This is a genomic window from Frigoribacterium sp. CFBP 13712, assembly GCF_014842255.1.
GTDB lineage: Bacteria > Actinomycetota > Actinomycetes > Actinomycetales > Microbacteriaceae > Frigoribacterium.
Genome location: NZ_JACYVH010000002.1, coordinates 156,571 through 175,138, shown reverse-complemented (window position 1 = coordinate 175,138; position 18,568 = coordinate 156,571). Strand labels below are relative to the sequence as shown.

Here is an 18,568-nt window from a genome sequence, read left to right as displayed (position 1 = left end):
CCCCTGCAGGAGGCGCGGTGCCGGTCTGACCGGCGCCGCGCCTCCCCGGCTGGTCCGGCCACGGGCCTGGCCCCGCCTCCGCGTCGCGGCCTCCCGTCCGTCGCGGTCGGGTTCCTGTCGTGCAGCCGTTCACAGCAGCGGACCGCCGAACACCGACAGAGCCCAGAACGAAGCCAGCAGGCACGGACCGAACGGGACTCCACGGCTCCGGCTCCCCCTGGCACGCAGCGCGGTCGCGGCGACGACGATCAGGCCGATTACTCCTGCGCCGGCGACGAGCGCCCCCACGGCGATGCCTCCCCACGGAGCGACGATGCCGACGAGCGCCGCACCGAGCTTGACGTCGCCCATGCCGAACGCGCCACCCACGGCGAGCGCGAACGCGACGGCGAACCAGAGTGCGGCCCAGCCGAAGGGGATCGACGCCGAGAGCAGACCGGAGTCGACCCCTCGCAGGGTGCTGCCGACGACGAAGGCGGTTGCGAGCAACCCCACCAGAGGATTCGGTAGACGCCGGACGGCCAGATCGTGACGCACCAGGGCGGGGGTCACCGCCGCCACCGCCAGGAAAGAGATCTGCGCACCGACGTCGGGGGCCACCGTGACCGCGAGTCCGCCGAGCAGCACGACGGCCCCGAGTTCGAGCACGCGATCGGCGGGCGGCATCGGCGTCGGCGTCGGCGTCGGCGTCGTCTCGAGGATCGACATCACGACCGAGTCGCCCGAGACGACCGGGGTGGGGAGTCTGCCCGCACGACACCAGCGGTTGAGGCCGACCGTGGCCGGTGAGGTCGAGGAGCCCTCGACGCGCCGACACGCCAGGGCTCGGCACCGAGGCAGGCCTGATGGTGCGAGTCGCGGCATCGCCTCGACGCCGTGCTCACGGCACGCGAACGTCGGATGATCGCGTGGACCGCCTCGACGAGCAGGCCCCGCTCGTCTCGGACCATGCCGTACCCGCAGCGGAGCGCGACCCTCCCCGCGATCGTCACGGTGATGTCCTTGTGCCGGTCGGCGTCGAACGTGTCGGCGTGGAAGGCCCGGCCGTCGAGTTCGAGAGCCACCACCTCGTCGACGACGATGTCGATGCGTCGGGCGTCGCGCGGACCCACGGGGACCTGCACGCGGACGTCATGCCCGAGTGAGACGAAGGTGGCTCTGATCAGGCTCTCGATGAAGCTCTCGCTCCGCCGATCCGCCCAGTCGACGATCGAGGCGCGATTCTCCGGCAGATGAGCGAACGCCTCCGCCAACTCGACCCGCGTGAACCGCCCGCTGGCGAGCGCCCAGTCGAGCAGGGCGACCGCCTCGTCGAGCGGGAGGCCGAGGACGGCCGTGACCAGCGCCTCCTCGAGGGGCACCGCCCACGGTGGCGTCGGCCGATCGCGAACAGGGCCGGACGGGAGCACGCGCGGACGCCAGAGGACCGTCGCCCCGTGACGCGCTCGGAGCCGAGAGGCATTCGCCGAGACGGCCACCGTGACGGGCGGCGTCGTCCACAACCACGCACCGTGCAGGGCCAGGAGAGAGGCGCCCGTGAGGCGGCCGCCGATGCGCACCGCCTCGTGCCGGGGGTCGCCGGGAGGGAAGACCGTGTACCAGCCGCGCCGGGCCCGATGCAGCGACCCGAACCGGACACTGGCCGTGAGCAGACGATCGGTGGCGCCGTGCGCCACGAGCTGCCGTTTGTGCGCGACACCACCCAGGTCGGTGACGAGTGCTGCGAGTTGCTCCATGCCGGCAGACTGCTCGATGGCCGGGCCCGGCACCTGGCCAAGGAGAGGCCCCTGGGGACGGATCGGGCCGACGAGCATATGGGGTGGGATCACGCGCAGCGCCTCGGGTCGACCCCGCGCCGCCCCGCGCCGCGCTGTCGCGCCCGCACCCGGTCGGCAACTCAGGCGCACCCGCCCGTTCCCATGCCGATCAGACACGATCGTGCGGCTGAACCTGAGTTGCCGACCGCGCAGCAGTGCCGGAGGCGGCAGGGACGGAGGCGGCAGTGCCGGAGGCGGCGGGGCCGGAGGCGGCGGGGCCGGAGGCGGCGGGGCCGGAGGCGGCGGGGCCTAGGCCAGGTCGGTGGACTCGAGCATCCGGGTGACCAGCGCGGCGATGGCCGACCGCTCCGACCGCATCAGTGTGACGTGGCCGAACAGCGGGTGCCCCTTGAGCGTCTCGATGACCGAGGCCACGCCGTCGTGCCGCCCCACGCGGAGGTTGTCGCGCTGCGCGACGTCGTGGGTGAGGACGACGCGCGAGTTCTGGCCGATGCGCGACAGCACGGTGAGCAGCACGTTCCGCTCCAGCGACTGAGCCTCGTCGACGATGACGAACGCGTCGTGCAGCGAGCGCCCGCGGATGTGGGTCAGGGGCAGCACCTCGAGCAGCCCCCGCTCGACGACCTCGTCGAGCACGTTCTGCGAGACGAGGGCGCCCAAGGTGTCGAAGACCGCCTGCCCCCAGGGGTTCATCTTCTCGCCGGCATCGCCCGGCAGGTAGCCGAGGTCCTGGCCGCCGACCGCGTACAGCGGCCGGAACACCATGATCTTGCGGTGCTGCTGCTTCTCGAGCACGGCTTCGAGCCCGGCGCAGAGCGCGAGGGCCGACTTGCCCGTGCCCGCGCTGCCCCCGAGCGACACGATGCCGACCTCGGGGTCGAGCAGCAGATCGATGGCGAGACGCTGCTCGGCCGAGCGCCCGTTCAGCCCGAACACGTCGCGGTCGCCGCGGACGAGCCGCGCCTCGCCCTGCGACACCACGCGCGCCAGGGCCGAGCCCCGGTCGGAGTGCACGACCACGCCCGTGTTCACGGGGACGTCGGCCAGCGCCCGCGAGCTCAGCCTCTCGGTCTCGTAGAACGCGGCCATCTGCTCGCTCGAGACGTCGATGTCGGTCTGCCCGGTGTAGCCGCTATCGACGACCTGCTCGGCGCGGTACTCCTCCGCCGCGAGGCCGATCGAGGCCGCCTTGACCCGCAGCGGGAGGTCCTTCGAGACCACGGTCACGGCGAGTCCGTCGTTGGCGAGGTTCGAGGCGACGGCGAGGATGCGCGAGTCGTTGTCGTTCAGCTGCAGGCCCGACGGCAGCACCGACATGTTCGAGTGGTTGAGCTCGACGCGGAACGACCCCCCGTCACCGACCTCGACGGGGAAGTCGAGTCGCTCGTGCTTCAGCCGCAGGTCATCGAGCAGCCGCAGCGCCTGGCGCGCGAAGTAGCCCAGCTCGGGGTCGTGACGCTTGCCCTCGAGCTCGCTGATCACGACGACGGGCAGCACCACGTCGTGTTCGGCGAAGCGGAGGAGAGCCTGGGGATCCGACAGGAGCACCGACGTGTCGAGCACGTAGGTGCGTTGCGCGACCGAGCCGGATCGCGCCTCCCCGGTGCTCGTCGAGGGGCGGGGCTGTTCGGTCTGGGGGTTGTTGAGCGCGGTCACGACCACTCCATCTCCGAGCGCTGATGCGCTCGGTACCTTCGGCGGAGACGGCCGCGGAGCAGTTGCGAGGCGAACTTTCGTGGCCGACTCGATCGGACCCTGTGCCCGATGGGTCGAACCTACGTCGTCGCCCGACGACCGGCCGAACACGACCCGCCGTGTCGTGTGACGAACACGTGAACAGCTCGCGAGCGCACGGAGACGCCGTAGGGCAGGAGGCGCGGGTCGACCGAGGAGGCGCGGGTCGACCGAGGAGGCGCGGGTCAGTAGTAGACGGTCGTCCCGAACGAGGTCAACGCGCCCCGCAGCAGGTCGAACGAGTCGTCGTCGGTCGACAGGTGCACGCTGAGCCGCACGGTGGTGTCGCGCACGGTGGCCGTGACCCCGTGGTTCAGCAGCGCCGCCGTGAGCGTGGTCATCTGCTCGGGAGAGGGTTCGAGCACGACGATGCCGGCGCGCTCGGCCTCGTCTCGGGGCGAGACGACGGGCAGCGCGAACTCGTCGGCGATGTCGATCAGCCGCGAGGCCCGGTCGGCGATCTCTCGCGAGATCGCGGCGACGCCGACCGAGGCGATGCCCTCGAGGGCGGTGGAGAACCGCGCCTGCGCGATCGGGTCGGGGTTCGTGATCTGGAACGCCGCCGCACCCGGCAGGGTCGGCAGCGTCTCGTGGTACGAGCCGCCGAGGCGCAGCTCGGTGCCCGCCACCCCGCTGAAGACCGGGGTCAGCGTGGCGGAAGCCCGCTCGCTGAGCGCCAGGAACCCCGTGCCCCAGCCGGCGCGCACCCACTTCTGGCCACCCGAGGCGATCACGTCGGCCACGCCGTACGGAGCGTCGACGACGCCGAACCCCTGGATGGCGTCGACGATCAGCAGCCGGTCGCCGATCACCTGGCGGATGCCCTCGAGGTCGACGAGGTAGCCGGTGCGGTAGTCGACGAGGCTGACGGCGACCGCCGTCACGCGGTCGGTGAGGTGGCGCTGCACGACGGAAGGGGTCACGACGTCGTGGTCGAGGTCCATCCAGACGGGCTCGAGAACGCGCATCGCCGCGGCGGCCCGCGTGGCGGCGACCGGCCCGCTCGGATAGTCGCGCGGGGACATCAGGACCTGCCCCGTCAGGCCGAAGAGGGTGTGGACGAGACCCGAGCTCGTATCCGGCTGGAAGACCACCTGATCGGCCGGGAACCCGACGACGGCCGAGACGGCCCGCCGGACCCGCCCGGCCTGCTCGGTCAGCGCGACCTCCGAGCCGAATCGGGCACGAGCCTGGACGTCGACGAGAGCGCGCTCCTCTTCGACGACGGGCCGTGAGATCGGGCCCCACTTGGCGAAGTCGAAGTACCCGGGTTCGTCGGTGTACCCCGAGATCAGTTCATCGATGGTGGTCACGCTGGTCTCCTCGGGCGGTGTCGCTGGCTGTCAACCGTATCGCCGACCGCCGACCGCCGATCGCCGACCGCCGACGTCGGCCGTCGCGGCGGTCGATCGAGGTGCGGGGTCAGCTGCCGTAGCGACGGTGCCGCAGGGCGAAGTCGCGCACGGCCCGGAGGAAGTCGACCTCGCGGAGGTCGGGGTAGAAGGCCTCGACGAAGTAGAACTCGCTGTGCGCGCTCTGCCAGAGCATGAAGTCGCTCAGTCGCTGCTCGCCCGACGTGCGGATGACGAGGTCGGGGTCGGGCTGACCGCCCGTGTAGAGGTGCTCGGCGATCAGCTCGGGTGTCAGCACCTCGGCGAGCGCGTCGAGGGTGCCCCCCATGGCGTCGTGCTGGCGGACGATGCTGCGCATCGCGTCGGCGATCTCTCGCCGCCCGCCGTACCCGACCGCGAGGTTGACGTGCAGCCCCTTCTTGCCGGCCGTGCGCTCGGCGGCGCCGGTCAACGAGTCGCGGAGCCCCTGCGGCAGGTCGTCGCTGGCGCCCACGTGCTGCACGCGCCAGTCGCGCTGCTGCGAGAGCTCGTCGGCGACGTCGCCGATGATGCCGAACAGCTCGGTGAGCTCGTCGGAGGCGCGGTTGCCGAGGTTGTCGGCCGAGAGCAGGTACAGGGTGACGACGCGGATGCCCAGATCGTCGCACCAGGTGAGGAACTCGCTGATCTTGGCGGCGCCGGCGCGGTGGCCGTGGGCGGCGGTCTCGAGCATGCGCTGCTTGGCCCAGCGCCGGTTGCCGTCGACGATCATGGCGACGTGGTGGGGCAGATCGGCTCCGTCGAGCTCGCGTCGCAGCCGGCTCTGGTAGAGCTCGTAGAGCACACCGCGGGCCAGCGGCGACCTCCGACGACTCTTCACACCGCTACGGTAGCCCACCGGTGGGCCCCCGCTCGCCGAGTCGATTCCCAGGCCCGCGCCTCCTGCCCTCCCCTACGCTCGGATCATGACCCGACCCGTGAGCGACGGCGTCGGCGGTGCCGACATCCCGAACCTGCCTCTGCTCGACGACAGCCTCGAATACGCCTCGATCGAACGCAAGCCGTCGTGGCGCGGCTGGATCCACGCCGCGACCTTCCCGATCGCCATCGCCACGGGCGTCATCCTCGTGGTGGTCTCCGACGGGACGTCCGCGACCTGGGCCTCCGCGGTCTTCATGACGACGTCGCTCCTGCTGTTCGGCATCTCCGCGACCTATCACCGGTTCCCGTGGAGCCCGGGGGCCAAGAGGTTCTTGAAGCGACTCGACCACGCGAACATCTTCCTGCTGATCGCGGGCACGTACACCCCGATCGCGGTCATCGCGCTGCCTCCCGCGACGTCGACCCTGCTGCTCACCCTCGTCTGGACGGGTGCGGGTCTCGGGATCCTCTTCCGGATCTTCTTCCTGGGGGCGCCCCGCTGGCTGTACGTGCCGCTGTACATCCTGCTGGGGGTCGGCGCCCTCGGCTTCACCGGCGACCTGCTGGCGGCGAGCGTCCCGATGACCGTGCTCGTCTTGACCGGCGGCCTGATGTACATCGTCGGCGCCGTGTTCTACGCCCTCAAGCGGCCCAACCCCGCACCGGGGCGCTTCGGGTTCCACGAGCTGTTCCACGCGCTGACGGTGCTCGCCTACCTCTGCCACTGGACGGGCATCCTGGTGCTCGCTCTGAACCCGCCGACCTTCTAGGCCGACCATCGAGCACCGGTCGCGCCACCGGCCTCTCTCGAGCCGAGGAGGCGCGCGCAGGTCGGTCGCGGAGGGTCGGCCCCGCAGACGGATCGCCTCGGGGCAGCTCCGGTCAGTCGCGGACGAAGGGCCCCGCGGACGCGTCGCCGTCGGATGCGTCGTCGACGGCGCGGGTGGTGCCGTCGCCGGAGGCCACGCCGTCGCCCGACGTGACGCCGTCGCCGGAGGCAGCGGTCTCGCCGGAGGCGACCCCGTCGCGCTCCGCCTGGATGCGCTCGCGGACCTCGCCGCGGTAGCGCGTGCGACGGACCCGGCGGGTCATGTCGACGATGATCAGCACCGTCGCGACCGCGACGAATGCGATCGCCACGAAGCCCCAGACGCCCGGGGTCACGTCGACGTCGGGCACGGTCGACGCCGGCAGCGTCGCATCGGGCGTCGACGGCTGGGCGAGGAGGCGCACCGAGGCCGAGAGGGTGGCGTCGCCGAGGGCGCTCATCGGATCGCCCCGATCAGGCCGGTGTCGTCGTCGGTCACACCGGCGAACAGGTCGTTCTCGGGCATGGTCGTCTCGACTCTCGATTCGATGAGCTGGAAGTCCTCCGTGGGCCACGCCGCGACCTGCAGCTCGTGAGGCCAGAAGAAGAACGCGCTGTCGAGGGGCACCTGGCTGGCGTGCGCGCGGAGCGCCTCGTCGCGGACCGGGAAGAAGTCGGACGCCGGAACGTGCGTGGTCGCCAGGTCGGGTCGGGCGCCCATCCACTCGAGCATCTCGGTGAGGCGCTCGATGAGGGGCGACTCGGCGTCGGCCTGCTGCAGGTGAGTCAGCATCGACTTCAGGCGGGCGGTGTTCATGATGCGGTCGTAGTAGACCTTGTCGATCTGCCAGGGTTCGCCCGCGGTCGGGTAGCGATCGGCGTCGGAGGCGGCGCGATACGCGGCCATCGAGATCTCGTGGCTGCGGATGTGGTCGGGGTGCGGGTACCCGCCGTTCTCGTCGTACGTGACGAGCACCTGCGGCCGGAACCGGCGGATGACGGCGACGAGGGGCTCGGTGCTGATCTCGAGCGGGATCGTCGCGAAGCTGTTGACCGCGACGGGCTCACCCTCGGGAGGGAGCCCCGAGTCGGCGTAGCCGAGCCACAGGTGGTCGACGCCGAGGGCCTGCTGCGCCCGCTGCATCTCGAGCACCCGGAGACCGGCGATGTCGCGTTCGGCGTGGTGCCGCGCCTCGATCTGCTCGTTCAGGATCGAGCCCTGCTCTCCGCCGGTGCAGCTGACGACGAGCACCTCGACTCCGAGACTGCGGTAGAGGGCGTACGTCGCCGAGCCCTTGCTCGACTCGTCGTCCGGGTGGGCGTGTACCGCCAGGAGGCGCAGGGTCACATGTTCCTCGCAATTCGTGCAGAGCAGACGTTGCTACCCTCCCCCTAAGGATAATCGGACGGAGATCAGAGTGGCGTCCACGCCCCCCGCACCCCCGTCGACCGAGGCCGATCCGGCCCAGCCCGTCGACGGTCATCTCGACGCGCGCTACGGGCGCACTCCCGCCGCCACGCGTCGACGCCGACTGATCGCGATCGTCGTCGCCGCGGCCTTCGTCGTGGTCTTCGGCGCGTGGGTCGTCTTCGCCGCATTCGACGGCAACGGCTCGAAGCTCGAGACCCGCGACCTCGGCTACACGGTCGGCGGCGACGACAGCATCGACGTGCAGTACACGATCAGCGTCGAGGCCGGCACCCGGGTCAGCTGCGCGGTGCAGGCGCAGAGCGACAAGTTCGCGATCGTCGGCTGGAAGGTCGTCGACCTGCCCCCCGCGCCGCAGTTCACGTCGACCTACACGACCACGCTCGCGACCTCCGAACGGGCCGTCACGGGCTTGATCTACCAGTGCTGGCTTCCCTAGACTGCTCTGAATGACGAGACCGGCCAGTCGGCCGGTCTCCTTTTTTCGGTGGGCGCGCCTCCCGGTCGCCGTGCCGAACGGTCCGATCCTCAGCGCATCGGAAGATCCGCCGTACGAACGGAGAACACCATGACGAACGACAACGCCACCACGTGGCTCACCCCCGACGCCCGTGACCGCCTCGAGGCCGAGCTGGCGACGCTCAGCAACGAAGGCCGCCACGAGATCACCAGCCGCATCGAGGCCGCCCGCGAAGAGGGCGACCTGAAGGAGAACGGCGGCTACCACGCCGCCAAAGACGAGCAGGGCAAGATGGAGGCGCGCATCCGCACGCTGACCAACCTGCTGAAGAACGCCACGGTGGGCGAGTCGACGGCCGCCGCCGGCATCGTCGGGCCGGGCACCGTCGTCACCGCGACGATCGCCGGCGATCCGAGCACGTTCCTCCTCGGCAACCGCGAGATCATCGCCGCCGGCAGCGACCTCTCGGTCTACAGCGAGACCAGCCCGCTCGGCCAGGCCATCAACGGCCTCGCCGTCGGCACGACCACGAGCTACACCGCGCCGAACGGCAAGGAGATCACCGTCGAGATCACCGCCGTCGACACCTACACGCCGTAGCCGACGGCCCGACGTCGCCCTCGATCAGAAGTCGACGTCGGGCGTGTAGCCCGCGTCGCGGAGACGCCGGATGACCTCTTCGACGTGGTCGGGCCCGCGCGTCTCGATGCTCAGCTCGAGTTCGACCTCGCTGATCTGGAGCCCGCGGCCGTGTCGGGTGTGCAGCACCTCGACGACGTTCGCGTTCGCGTCGGCCAGGATCTCGGACACCCGCGCCAGCTGCCCGGGGCGATCGGGCAGGCCGATCCGCATCTTCAGGTACCGTTCGGCGGCGGCGAGGCCTCGTCCGATCACGCGCTCCATCATGAGCGGATCGATGTTGCCGCCGCTCAGCACGATGACCGTCGTGCCGAGATCGCGCACCTGCTCGGTCATGACGGCCGCGACGCCCACCGCGCCGGCCGCCTCGACCACGAGCTTGGCGCGCTCGAGCATGACCAGGATCGCCCGGGCGGTGTCGTCGTCGCCGACGGTGACGACCTCGTCGACCGTCTCGCGGACGATCTCGAAGTTCAGGACCCCCGGTCGCGCCACGGCGATCCCGTCGGCGATGGTGGGCTGCGTCTCGATGTCGGTGCGGACGCCGCGCTTCATCGAGACCGCGTAGGGGGCGGCGTTGACCGCCTGCACCCCGATGATGCGGATCTTCTTACCGGTCTCGGCGCTGGTCTGGGCGAGTGCGCTCGCGATCCCCGAGATGAGCCCGCCGCCGCCGATCGGGACGATGACGGTGTCGACGTCGGGCACCTGCTCGAGGATCTCGAGCCCCACCGTGCCCTGCCCGGCGATCACGTCGGGGTGATCGAAGGGCGGGATGAAGACGGCGCCCGTCGAGTCCGAGAACTCCTGCGCCGCCCTCAGCGCCTGCTCGACGGAGTGCCCGCTCAGCACGACGTCGGCTCCGTAGTCTTTCGTGGCCTGCAGCTTGGGCAGCGCCACGCCCACCGGCATGAAGATGGTCGCGCGGACACCCATCTCACGTGCCGCGAAGGCGACGCCCTGGGCGTGGTTGCCGGCCGACGCCGCGACCACTCCCCGCGCGCGCTCCGCGTCGGTCAGCTGCGTCAGCCGGTTGTACGCGCCGCGGATCTTGTACGAGCCGGTGCGCTGCAGGTTCTCGCACTTGAGGTACACCGGCGAGCCGAGCACCTCGGCGAGGAACCTCGAGCTCTCCATCGGAGTGACGCGGGCGACCTGCGAGACCCGGACCCGCGCCTCCTTCATCTCGGCCAGGGTGGGGCCCGCGAGGGTGAGGTCAGACATCGGCTGCACGGCTTTCTGTGACGACGTCGAGGGAGGCCGGCGGCGACTCGCGCCACGCCCCCCTGGCGACGTAGGTGATCATGACGTTGAGGACGGCGACGACCGGCACGGCGAAGAGGGCTCCCGGGATGCCCGCGAGCAGGGTGCCCGCGGCGACCGCGAAGACCACCGCGAGCGGGTGCACCTTGACGGCGCTGCCCATCACGAAGGGCTGCAGGAGGTGCCCCTCGATCTGCTGCACGAGGATGACGACGGCGAGCATCAGCAGCGCCACCACCCAGCCGTTGTAGACGAGCGCGATCACGACGGCGACGGCTCCCGTGGCCACCGCGCCCACCACGGGGACGAACGACCCCAGGAAGACCGCGATCGCGATCGGGACGACGAGGGGCAGACCGAGGAAGAAGGCGCCCAGCCCGATGCCGACGGCGTCGACGAAGGCGACGAAGATCTGCACCTTGACGAAGTTCGTCAGCGTCAGCCACCCGGCACGCCCGGCGCCGTCGATGGCGCGACGGGACTTCGACGGGAAGATGCGGACCAGCCAGCGCCAGATGTCGGACCCGCCCACCAGGATGAAGATCGTCGCGAAGAGCATCAGGACGAGCCCGGCCGCGATGTGACCCGCCGTCGAACCGACCGAGAGCGCCCCCTGCAGGAGCGGCTGGGAGTCCTGCTGCAGCGCGGCGAGGGCGTCGCTCAGGTAGCCGTTGATCTGCCCCTCGGTGAGATGGAGCGGGGAGGTCAGCAGGAAGTCGCGGAACTGGCCGTAGGAGGCGATGGACCGGTCGCGCAGTTCGGGCGCGCCGTCGATGATCTGGACGACGACGGCGTAGAACAGACCGGCCACGACGACGATCAGACCCACGAGGCTGACGACGACGGCGACCCACTTGGGCCAGCGGTGGCGCTGCAGCCAGCTCGAGAAGGGCACGAGCAGCGCCGAGACGAGGAGGGCGACCATGAAGGGGATGACGATGATGCGCAGCTGGATGACGAGCCAGACGAAGACGGCGATGACGCCGACCACGACGAGGATCCGCCACGACCAGGCACCGGCGATGACCATGCTCCGCGACACGGACGGGTCGGCACCCCGAGCGACCGGGGCGGCGCCAGGGGGAGGGGACTCGGCCGCGCTGCGCGGGGGCCTGCTTCGCCGCATCATGCGCTCAGTGTAAGACCCTCGCCCTGGTGCCGAGCCACCCGTGATATTCCGCGGTCGGCATACGTGCCGGGCCCTGGATGGGGAGGGACGGTGTCGGAGGCCGACGCTACAGTCGTCGGCGTGCCCCCCGATCAGCTCTCACCCGCCCTCGCGCGTCGAGTGGCGCTCGCCGCCCAGGGTCTCGGCTCGGGTTCGACGGCTCCGGCGGGCACACGTCGCCTGAACGCGACGATCGACCGACTCGGGCTGCTGCAGATCGACTCGGTGAACGTCTTCGAGCGCAGCCACTACCTCCCGCTCTTCGCCCGACTCGGGGCTTACGACCGGGCGAACCTCGATCGCCTCACGCTCGAGGGCCCCGGTCGCTACGTCGAGTACTGGGCGCACGAGGCGGCCCTCGTCCCCGTGGCGACCTGGCCCCTCTTCCGGTGGCGGATGGCCGACTACCGGCGCCGCTGGCTGGCCGACGACGACTCGTGGCTGTCGGCCAACCCCCGCCTCGCCCGCTGGCTGCTCGATCTGGTGCGGGAGGGCGGCCCCGTGCCCGCCAGCCTCGTCGAGCACGAGTCGAACGTCCGCACGGGCCCCTGGTGGGGTTGGGGCTCGGTCAAGCAGGGTCTCGAGTCGCTCTTCCGGGTCGGCGAGCTGGTGAGCGCGGGGCGGAGACGCTTCGAACGCGTCTACGCCCTCCCCGAGCAGGTGATCCCACAGGAGCTGCTCGACACGGACATCTCCCGGCACGAGGCGCACAGGCGCCTCCTCGCGCATGCGGCCTCCGCACAGGGCGTCGGAACGACGGCGGATCTCGCCGACTACTTCCGGCTCAAGACGGCCGACGTCGTGCCGGCCCTCCGCGAACTCCACGATGAGGGCGTTCTCTCGGCCGTCGAGGTGCCGGGCTGGGGCCGACCCGCCTGGCTGCACCGAGACGCCCGACTCCCCCGCCGCCTCGAGGCCGACGCGCTCCTGTCGCCCTTCGATCCCGTCGTCTGGACGCGCCCTCGCGCCGAACGCGTCTTCGGATTCCACTACCGCATCGAGATCTACACGCCGCTCGAGAAGCGGGTCCACGGGTACTACGTCCTGCCGGTCCTCCAAGACGACCGCCTCGTCGCCCGGGTCGATCTGAAGAGCGACCGGCAGGCGGGCGTCCTGCGGGTGCAGGCCGCCTGGCGCGAGCGGGATCTCGACGTCGACTGCGATCGCCTGGCGTCGCTCCTCCGGCGCGCGGCGCACTGGCAGGGTCTCGAGTCGGTCGAGGTCATGCCACGCGGCGACCTCGCAGCGGAGCTGGGCCGCCGGTTCGGCTGAGTCGATGCGCGGGCGTCGGCGACCGCGCCTCAGAAGGTGCCGGCGCTCTCGCGGAGACGCGCGACGCGGTCGGCCAGGGGCGGGTGGGTGCTGAAGAGGCGGTCCATCGCGCCCGGCTTCATCGGGTCGCTGATCCACAGATGCGACATCGACGTGTTCTGCGTCGCCATCGGGCGGCCGTACGCGCCGAGCTTCTCGAGGGCTCGAGCGAGACCCTCGGGGTACCGGGTGGTGAGCGCCCCCGTGGCGTCGGCGAGGTACTCCCGCTGACGAGAGACCGCCGCCTGCACACCGGCCGCCGCGATCGGAGCGATGATCATGGCGACCAGTCCGAGCACCAGGAAGACGGGGTTGCCGCCACCCCCTCCGCCGTTGCCGTTGTTCGAATTGCGGTTGCCGCCGGTCAACGCACCGAAGAACGACATGCGCAGCAGGATGTCGGCCAGGAATCCGACGGCGACGACGAGGCCGAAGACCATCATCGACACACGGATGTCGTAGTTCTTGACGTGTCCGAGCTCGTGGGCCATCACGCCCTCCAGCTCGGTGTCGTCCATGATCTCGAGCAGCCCGGTGGTCGCGGCGACGACGGCGTGCTCGGGGTCGCGGCCGGTCGCGAAGGCGTTCGGGGCGGGGTCGACGACGACGTAGACCTGGGGCATCGGCATGCCCATGGTGATGCTGAGGTTCTCGACCGTGCGGAACAGCCGCGGGGCCGTCGTACCGTCGACCCGCTGCGCGTGACTGAGGGACAGCGCCTGACCGCTGGCGGCGAAGTACTGGATCAGAGCGTAGATCGACGCCGCGGCGAGGACGACGAACCCGATCGAGTAGTTGCCGTACAGGGCACCCGCCCCGAAGCCGAGTGCGCCGATGATGACCAGGAAGATCAGGACGATCAGGACGGTGAAGCGTTTGTTGCGCGAGACGGCTGAGTACATGGGCCGATGTCCGTTCGGGGCGCGGCGTCGAGGTGGGGCGGGCTCAGAACTGGACGCGAGGGGGTTCGGCGATCGCCGACGGCTCGGCGACCTCGAAGAAGTCCCGCTCGGTGAAGCCGAGGCGCTTCGCGAAGACCGTGTTCGGGAACACCCGCGTCTTCGTGTTGAATTCTCGGACACCGCCGTTGAAGAACCGCCTCGCGGCCTGGATCTTGTCTTCGGTGTCGACGAGCTCGGACTGCAGCTGCAGGAAGTTCTGACTCGCCTGGAGCTGCGGGTAGGCCTCGGACACGGCGAAGATGCTCTTCAGGGCCGTCTGCATGTGACCTTCGGCCGCCGACGCCTCGGCGGGCGTCTGAGCCCCCAGGGTCTCGGCCCTGGCCTCGGTCACGTTCTGGAACACCTTCGACTCGTGGGTCGCGTAGCCCTTGACCGCCTCGATGATGTTCGGAATCAGATCAGCTCGCCGCTTGAGCTGGACCGTGATGTCGCTCCAGGCCTCGTCGACGCGGACCTTGAGGGTCACGAGGGAGTTGTAGGTCGCCCAGAGGTAGATGCCGGCGATGATCGCGAGCAGGACGATGATGCCGACGGCTACCAGGATGCCGATCGTGGCCGGTTGCATGACGTGTCACTCCTTGGGGTACGACGCGAAAGACGCGAGAGATGTCGGTCGTCTCGGACGGTATTCGGGCCGTCGCAGTCAGATCTTCACTATAAATGCGCCGGATGCCGCCTCGACGTCGTCTGAGCGTCTTCGGAGCGAACTCACGACGAGCGCACCCGACCTCCCCCTCTCAGCGGATTGACTTGCCGCCCGCGAACGTGCTGAATGGTGGGCAGTGCCCGTTTCTCCGACCCCGATCCCGCCGCGTCCCTCGGCTGCCAGCGCCGGACGCCCTCTTCTGCGTGCCGTCGGAGCCCTCCTCATCGCCCTCCCGCTGCTCGCGGGCACCGCCCTGGCCGTCGTGCCCGCCCCGTCGGCGCAGGCGGCCGGTGCGCCGACGTCGACACCCGCGGCGCCCGAGCCCGACCGGCAGTCGGGCGCCCCCTCGCCCGGCCTCGGCGCCCCCACGGAGCCGGCCCCCGGCCCGACCGCGCCGGCCGATCCCCCCGCACCGACCATCGACGACGTCGGCGGACGCACGGTGAACACCTTCGCGATCGGGGGCATGGCCGCCTCGGGTTCGTCGGTGAGGGTCCTCGACCCCGAGGTCCCCTCCCGCTCGCTCTGCGAGACGACCGTGCCTTCCTCCGCCGCCGCCCCGTCGGGTCGGTGGTCGTGCACCGTGACCGTCGCGAACGGTGCCGACATCGTCCTGACGGCTCGGGACACGACCCATGCCGATCTGCCCGACGTGAGCAGCGCCTCCTTCGCGGTCCTCGGGGCTCCCACCGTTCGCGGCGGCCTGCTGCTCGGTGCCAAGGTGACCGGTTCCGCCGAACCGGGCGCGGTGGTCACGGTGACGACGGCCGCAGGGGCGAGCGCATCCGGCACGGCCGACACCGCGGGCGAGTGGAGCGCCGTGCTCGACGCCGGGTCCTTCCCGTCCGGTCGATACTCGCTGACCGCGACGCAGCGGAGCGACGCCATCCCGATCCCCCGATCCGGTGCGTCGGCCGCGGTCGTCGCCACGATCGACCGCGAGGCGCCCGGAGCCCCGGTCATCACCTCTCCGGGCTCGGGAAGCCGTGTCGACGCCCAGCCCGTGGTCATCAGGGGCTCGGGCGAGAGCGGTGCCACGGTGACGGTCTACGTCGACGGCTCGCCCGTGTGCCAGGCGACCATCGCCGGCGCATCCTGGAGCTGCGACTCGACGGGCTCCGCCCTCCCCGACGGCTCGCGGACCATCACGGCGGCTCAGGTCGATGCGGCGGGCAACTACGGTCCCGTGTCGCGGAGCGTGACCGTCGTCGTCGGCGCGAGAGGCCCGACGGACGTGCCCAGCGCCTCCCCCGGGGCTCCCGGCGTCACCCCCACCCCCTCGCGCAGCCCCGACGGCACCACGGCGACGCCGGCACCCGTCCCGGCCGACGACGACCCCTCCGCGACGCCGGTGCCCGGCTCCGTCACGCCAGGAGACGGCGGCGGGGGCGGGGCGGCGGTGCCTCCAGGAGGCGCGGCGGGCGACCCCGGGCCGGTCCAGAACCCGACGACGGGCACCTGGGCGACCGCGACCTCGTTCGGTCGCGATCTGCCGGGCCTCACCCAGACCCTGGGCGGCCCCGTGTGGCCGTCGGCGCTCGCTCTGGGTCTGCTGTTCCTGGTCGTGGTCGCCGGGCCGATCCGGGTGGTCGCACGGACCCTCGGCGCACGCGTGCATCGCCCCGCTCCTCGACTGACGGGCCGCAACAGGGCCGCCGAGCCGCCGACCTCGTTCAGTGGAGGGAGCATCGACCCTCGGGTCAGCGTCGGGGTCGCCCTCGCCGTCGGCAGCGTCGCCATCGCCGTCGCGGCCGGGGTGGACGGCCAGGTGCAGTACGCGCGTCTCCTGCTCGGTGTCGTGGTCGGCGTCCTGGCCCTGAACGCTCTCGCCGTGGTCCTCCCCGCGGTGCTGGTCGGTCGTCGGGCCGGCCTCGGCGTGAGCATCCGCATGTCGCCGGCCCTCCTCACGGCGGCCCTCGTCGCCTGCGCCGTCACCCGCGTGCTGTCGCTCGACCCGCCCCTCGTCCTCGGGGTGCTCGTGACGGGCGCTGTCGTCGCACGGACGGCCGCGTCGACGGTCGAACAGCCCGCGCCCGCACGGGAGCCGTCGACGGCGGCGCGGGGCATGGTCGCCGTGGCTCAGATCGGCGCCCTGCTCGTCGTCTCGTTCGCCGCCTGGGCGGCCCATGGCTGGGGAGGCTTCGGCGACGGGTTCCTCTCGCAACTGCTGCTGGAGATCGCGACGACGATGTGCCTCGCCGGGATCGGATCGCTCGTGCTGTCGATCCTCCCGTTGGGCACGCTGCCCGGGCACGCCCTGTGGGCGTGGTCGAAGGTCGCCTACAGCGGCGTCGCGATGATCGGGGCGACGACTGCCGCACTCGTCCTCGTCGGCGCCCCCGTCGCACCCGGCGTCTGGACGACGGTCGCCGTCGCCACCTTCGCGGCATTCGCGCTCGCCTCGGTGATCATGCTCCGGCGCCGCCGCCGACCCCTCCGAGTGCCCCCACAGGGACTCGAACCCTGACTGAGGCGATTTTAAGTCGCCTGCCTCTGCCGATTGGGCTATGGGGGCCCGGTTCTCAGACTACAAAGCCCTGACGGACGACGACGCCCGCCTCGCGGGGATCCGCGGGCGGGCGCCGTCTGAGTCGTCGGGCTGGGCTCACTACTTGGCGCTGGTCTCGACCGTCTCGGTCTCGGCGGCGGCGCCCTTCTCGGCGGCGCCCTTCTCGTCGGCGGGGTTCGCGTAGGCCGGACCGGGCTCGCCGGCGGGCGTCCCGACCTCGGGCGCCGGCGCGGCGGCAGGGGCCGATTCGGCTGCCGGCTTGGGGCGCGAGGCGAACTCCTCGAAGGCGGCGCGCGGACGCTCGCGGTTGTCGAGCGAGACGATGTCGCGACCGAGCCAGAGGTTGTTCCACCAACCGCCCACGACGCGGAACTTGCGCTCGAACGAGGGCATCGCCATGCCGTGGTAGCCACGGTGGGCGATCCAGGCCGGGAACCCCTTGACGGCGATCTTGCCGCTCTGGAACACGCCGACGTTGAGCCCGAGACCTGCGACGGCGCCGAGGTTGTCGTGCCGGTAGTCGGTGACGGACTCGCCGCGCAGCGAGGCGACGAGGTTCTTGGCGAGCTGCTTGCCCATCCGGACGGCGTGCTGGGCGTTCGGGACGCAGAAGCCGCCGACGCCCTTGCCGGTCAGGTCGGGGGTCGCCGCGACGTCGCCGCACGCCCAGGCGTCGGGGACGATCGTCTCGCCGTCGACGATGCGCAGGTCGGGCTTGACGGTGATGCGGCCACGCTGCTCGAGCGGGAAGTCGGTGTTGCGGACCATCGGGTTCGCCATGACCCCGGCGGTCCAGACGATGAGGTCGGATTCGAACGACTCGCCCGTCGACAGCTCGAGCTTGCCGCCCACCGCGGACTGCAGCTGCGTGTCGAGGTGGACCGTGGCCTGCCGCTCGGCGAGGTTCTTGAGCACCCAGTGGCTGGTCTCGAGCGACACCTCGGGCATGATGCGCCCCATGGCCTCGATGAGGTGGAAGTGCGTGTCGTCGACGGTGAGACCGGGGTAGCTCTTGATCAGGTCGCTCGCGAAGCTGCGGAGCTCGGCGAACACCTCGATGCCCGCGAAGCCGCCGCCCACCACGACGACCGTCAGCAGGCGGTCGCGCTCGGGCCCGGCCGGGAGGTTCGCAGCCTTCGCGAAGTTGGTGAGGAGCTTGTCGCGGATCGCCGCGGCCTCCTCGATGGTCTTGAGACCGATGGCCTCGTCGGCCACGCCCGGGATCGGGAACGTGCGGGAGACGGCGCCGGCCGTCATGACGACCTGGTCGTACTCCATCGTCCACTCGTCGCCCACCTCGGGCGTGATCGTGGCGGTCTTCGTCGCGTGGTCGACGCGGGTGACCTTCGCCGTGACGACGTTCGTCTTCTTCATGTGACGTCGCAGGGCGACGACGGCGTGACGCGGCTCGATCGAGCCGGCAGCCACCTCGGGCAGGAACGGCTGGTAGGTCATGTAGGGCAGCGGGTCGACGATCGTGACCTCGGCCTCACCCTTGCGCAGCCACTTCTCGAGCTTCCAGGCGGTGTAGAAACCGGCGTAGCCGCCGCCGACGATCAGGATTTTGGGCACGGGGGATGATCTCCTTGAGGTGGGGTTGTCCGTAAAG

Annotated in this window: 17 protein-coding genes and 1 tRNA gene; 5 read left to right on the top strand and 13 right to left on the bottom strand. The window is 71.1% G+C overall.

Features of this window, described 5'->3' with window-relative positions; genetic code table 11:
- Positions 1 to 129: 129 nt before the first annotated feature.
- The 5 genes from IFT51_RS04475 to IFT51_RS04455 form a co-directional block, all read right to left on the bottom strand.
- A complete protein-coding gene (locus IFT51_RS04475) occupies positions 130 to 708 on the bottom strand; it encodes an A24 family peptidase (RefSeq protein WP_192059625.1) in 579 nt (192 codons plus the stop codon).
- Positions 708 to 1,736, bottom strand: a complete 1,029-nt coding sequence (locus IFT51_RS04470) for a glycyl-tRNA synthetase (protein ID WP_192059623.1) — start codon at positions 1,734 to 1,736, stop codon at positions 708 to 710. Before IFT51_RS04470 ends, IFT51_RS04475 begins: the two co-directional genes overlap by 1 nt.
- A gap of 330 nt (positions 1,737 to 2,066) precedes the next feature.
- Positions 2,067 to 3,434: a PhoH family protein gene (locus IFT51_RS04465; protein ID WP_243213852.1), complete on the bottom strand. Its 1,368-nt coding sequence runs from the start codon at positions 3,432 to 3,434 to the stop codon at positions 2,067 to 2,069.
- A 263-nt stretch (positions 3,435 to 3,697) separates the two neighbouring features.
- Positions 3,698 to 4,825, bottom strand: coding sequence for an aminotransferase class V-fold PLP-dependent enzyme (locus tag IFT51_RS04460; protein ID WP_192059621.1), 1,128 nt, complete (start codon positions 4,823 to 4,825; stop codon positions 3,698 to 3,700).
- Between the two features lie 109 nt (positions 4,826 to 4,934).
- Entirely contained in the window at positions 4,935 to 5,723 is a 789-nt protein-coding gene (locus tag IFT51_RS04455; protein ID WP_243213856.1) for an isoprenyl transferase, read from the bottom strand.
- An 85-nt stretch (positions 5,724 to 5,808) separates the two neighbouring features.
- Between IFT51_RS04455 and IFT51_RS04450 the strand changes: the two genes are divergently transcribed.
- The gene (locus IFT51_RS04450; protein ID WP_192059619.1) at positions 5,809 to 6,534 is read left to right on the top strand and encodes a hemolysin III family protein; all 726 of its coding nucleotides are present in this window, start codon (positions 5,809 to 5,811) and stop codon (positions 6,532 to 6,534) included.
- 112 nt (positions 6,535 to 6,646) lie between these two features.
- Here IFT51_RS04450 and IFT51_RS04445 read toward each other — a convergent pair whose 3' ends face one another.
- Positions 6,647 to 7,033 carry a hypothetical protein gene (locus tag IFT51_RS04445; protein ID WP_192059617.1) on the bottom strand — a complete coding sequence of 129 codons (387 nt, stop codon included), beginning with the start codon at positions 7,031 to 7,033 and terminating at the stop codon, positions 6,647 to 6,649.
- Positions 7,030 to 7,920 carry a mycothiol conjugate amidase Mca gene (gene mca / locus IFT51_RS04440; protein ID WP_192059615.1) on the bottom strand — a complete coding sequence of 297 codons (891 nt, stop codon included), beginning with the start codon at positions 7,918 to 7,920 and terminating at the stop codon, positions 7,030 to 7,032. The genes IFT51_RS04445 and mca overlap by 4 nt, the downstream gene beginning before the upstream one ends.
- A gap of 70 nt (positions 7,921 to 7,990) precedes the next feature.
- On the opposite strand from mca, the gene IFT51_RS04435 reads away from it, so the two are divergent.
- Both IFT51_RS04435 and greA read left to right on the top strand, forming a co-directional pair.
- On the top strand, positions 7,991 to 8,440 hold the full coding sequence (locus IFT51_RS04435; RefSeq protein ID WP_192059613.1) for a DUF4307 domain-containing protein: 450 nt from the start codon (positions 7,991 to 7,993) through the stop codon (positions 8,438 to 8,440).
- Positions 8,441 to 8,569: 129 nt separating this feature from the next.
- Positions 8,570 to 9,061, top strand: a complete 492-nt coding sequence (gene greA / locus IFT51_RS04430) for a transcription elongation factor GreA (protein WP_192059611.1) — start codon at positions 8,570 to 8,572, stop codon at positions 9,059 to 9,061.
- Between the two features lie 24 nt (positions 9,062 to 9,085).
- Here the strand turns inward: greA and ilvA are convergent, their stop codons facing one another.
- Positions 9,086 to 10,324, bottom strand: coding sequence for a threonine ammonia-lyase (ilvA, locus tag IFT51_RS04425; RefSeq protein ID WP_192059609.1), 1,239 nt, complete (start codon positions 10,322 to 10,324; stop codon positions 9,086 to 9,088).
- Entirely contained in the window at positions 10,317 to 11,492 is a 1,176-nt protein-coding gene (locus tag IFT51_RS04420) for an AI-2E family transporter (RefSeq protein WP_192059606.1), read from the bottom strand. Before IFT51_RS04420 ends, ilvA begins: the two co-directional genes overlap by 8 nt.
- 120 nt (positions 11,493 to 11,612) lie before the next feature.
- Between IFT51_RS04420 and IFT51_RS04415 the strand changes: the two genes are divergently transcribed.
- Positions 11,613 to 12,803, top strand: a complete 1,191-nt coding sequence (locus tag IFT51_RS04415) for a winged helix-turn-helix domain-containing protein (protein ID WP_371740678.1) — start codon at positions 11,613 to 11,615, stop codon at positions 12,801 to 12,803.
- A 29-nt stretch (positions 12,804 to 12,832) separates the two neighbouring features.
- On the opposite strand, the gene IFT51_RS04410 is transcribed toward IFT51_RS04415, so the two are convergent.
- A complete protein-coding gene (locus IFT51_RS04410) occupies positions 12,833 to 13,744 on the bottom strand; it encodes a M48 family metalloprotease (RefSeq protein WP_192059604.1) in 912 nt (303 codons plus the stop codon).
- Between the two features lie 43 nt (positions 13,745 to 13,787).
- A complete protein-coding gene (locus IFT51_RS04405) occupies positions 13,788 to 14,369 on the bottom strand; it encodes a LemA family protein (RefSeq protein ID WP_197981786.1) in 582 nt (193 codons plus the stop codon).
- Between the two features lie 217 nt (positions 14,370 to 14,586).
- Here IFT51_RS04405 and IFT51_RS04400 point away from each other — a divergent pair, with 217 nt between their 5' ends.
- Positions 14,587 to 16,917 (top strand): Ig-like domain-containing protein, encoded by a 2,331-nt coding sequence (locus tag IFT51_RS04400; protein WP_192059602.1) that lies wholly within the window; start codon positions 14,587 to 14,589, stop codon positions 16,915 to 16,917.
- Here the strand turns inward: IFT51_RS04400 and IFT51_RS04395 are convergent.
- Positions 16,892 to 16,965, bottom strand: a tRNA-Leu gene (locus IFT51_RS04395). The two genes, IFT51_RS04400 and IFT51_RS04395, sit on opposite strands and share 26 nt — an antisense overlap.
- Before the next feature lie 93 nt (positions 16,966 to 17,058).
- Positions 17,059 to 18,531: an FAD-dependent oxidoreductase gene (locus IFT51_RS04390; protein ID WP_192059600.1), complete on the bottom strand. Its 1,473-nt coding sequence runs from the start codon at positions 18,529 to 18,531 to the stop codon at positions 17,059 to 17,061.
- Positions 18,532 to 18,568: the final 37 nt, after the last annotated feature.

Coding starts and splice junctions, on each gene's coding strand:
- IFT51_RS04410 (WP_192059604.1), bottom strand. CDS start 13,744: ATGTACTCAGCCGTCTCGCGCAACAAACGCTTCACCGTCCTGATCGTC.
- IFT51_RS04470 (WP_192059623.1), bottom strand. CDS start 1,736: ATGGAGCAACTCGCAGCACTCGTCACCGACCTGGGTGGTGTCGCGCAC.
- IFT51_RS04420 (WP_192059606.1), bottom strand. CDS start 11,492: ATGATGCGGCGAAGCAGGCCCCCGCGCAGCGCGGCCGAGTCCCCTCCC.
- IFT51_RS04405 (WP_197981786.1), bottom strand. CDS start 14,369: ATGCAACCGGCCACGATCGGCATCCTGGTAGCCGTCGGCATCATCGTC.
- IFT51_RS04450 (WP_192059619.1), top strand. CDS start 5,809: ATGACCCGACCCGTGAGCGACGGCGTCGGCGGTGCCGACATCCCGAAC.
- IFT51_RS04445 (WP_192059617.1), bottom strand. CDS start 7,033: ATGAGCGCCCTCGGCGACGCCACCCTCTCGGCCTCGGTGCGCCTCCTC.
- greA (WP_192059611.1), top strand. CDS start 8,570: ATGACGAACGACAACGCCACCACGTGGCTCACCCCCGACGCCCGTGAC.
- ilvA (WP_192059609.1), bottom strand. CDS start 10,324: ATGTCTGACCTCACCCTCGCGGGCCCCACCCTGGCCGAGATGAAGGAG.
- IFT51_RS04475 (WP_192059625.1), bottom strand. CDS start 708: ATGTCGATCCTCGAGACGACGCCGACGCCGACGCCGACGCCGATGCCG.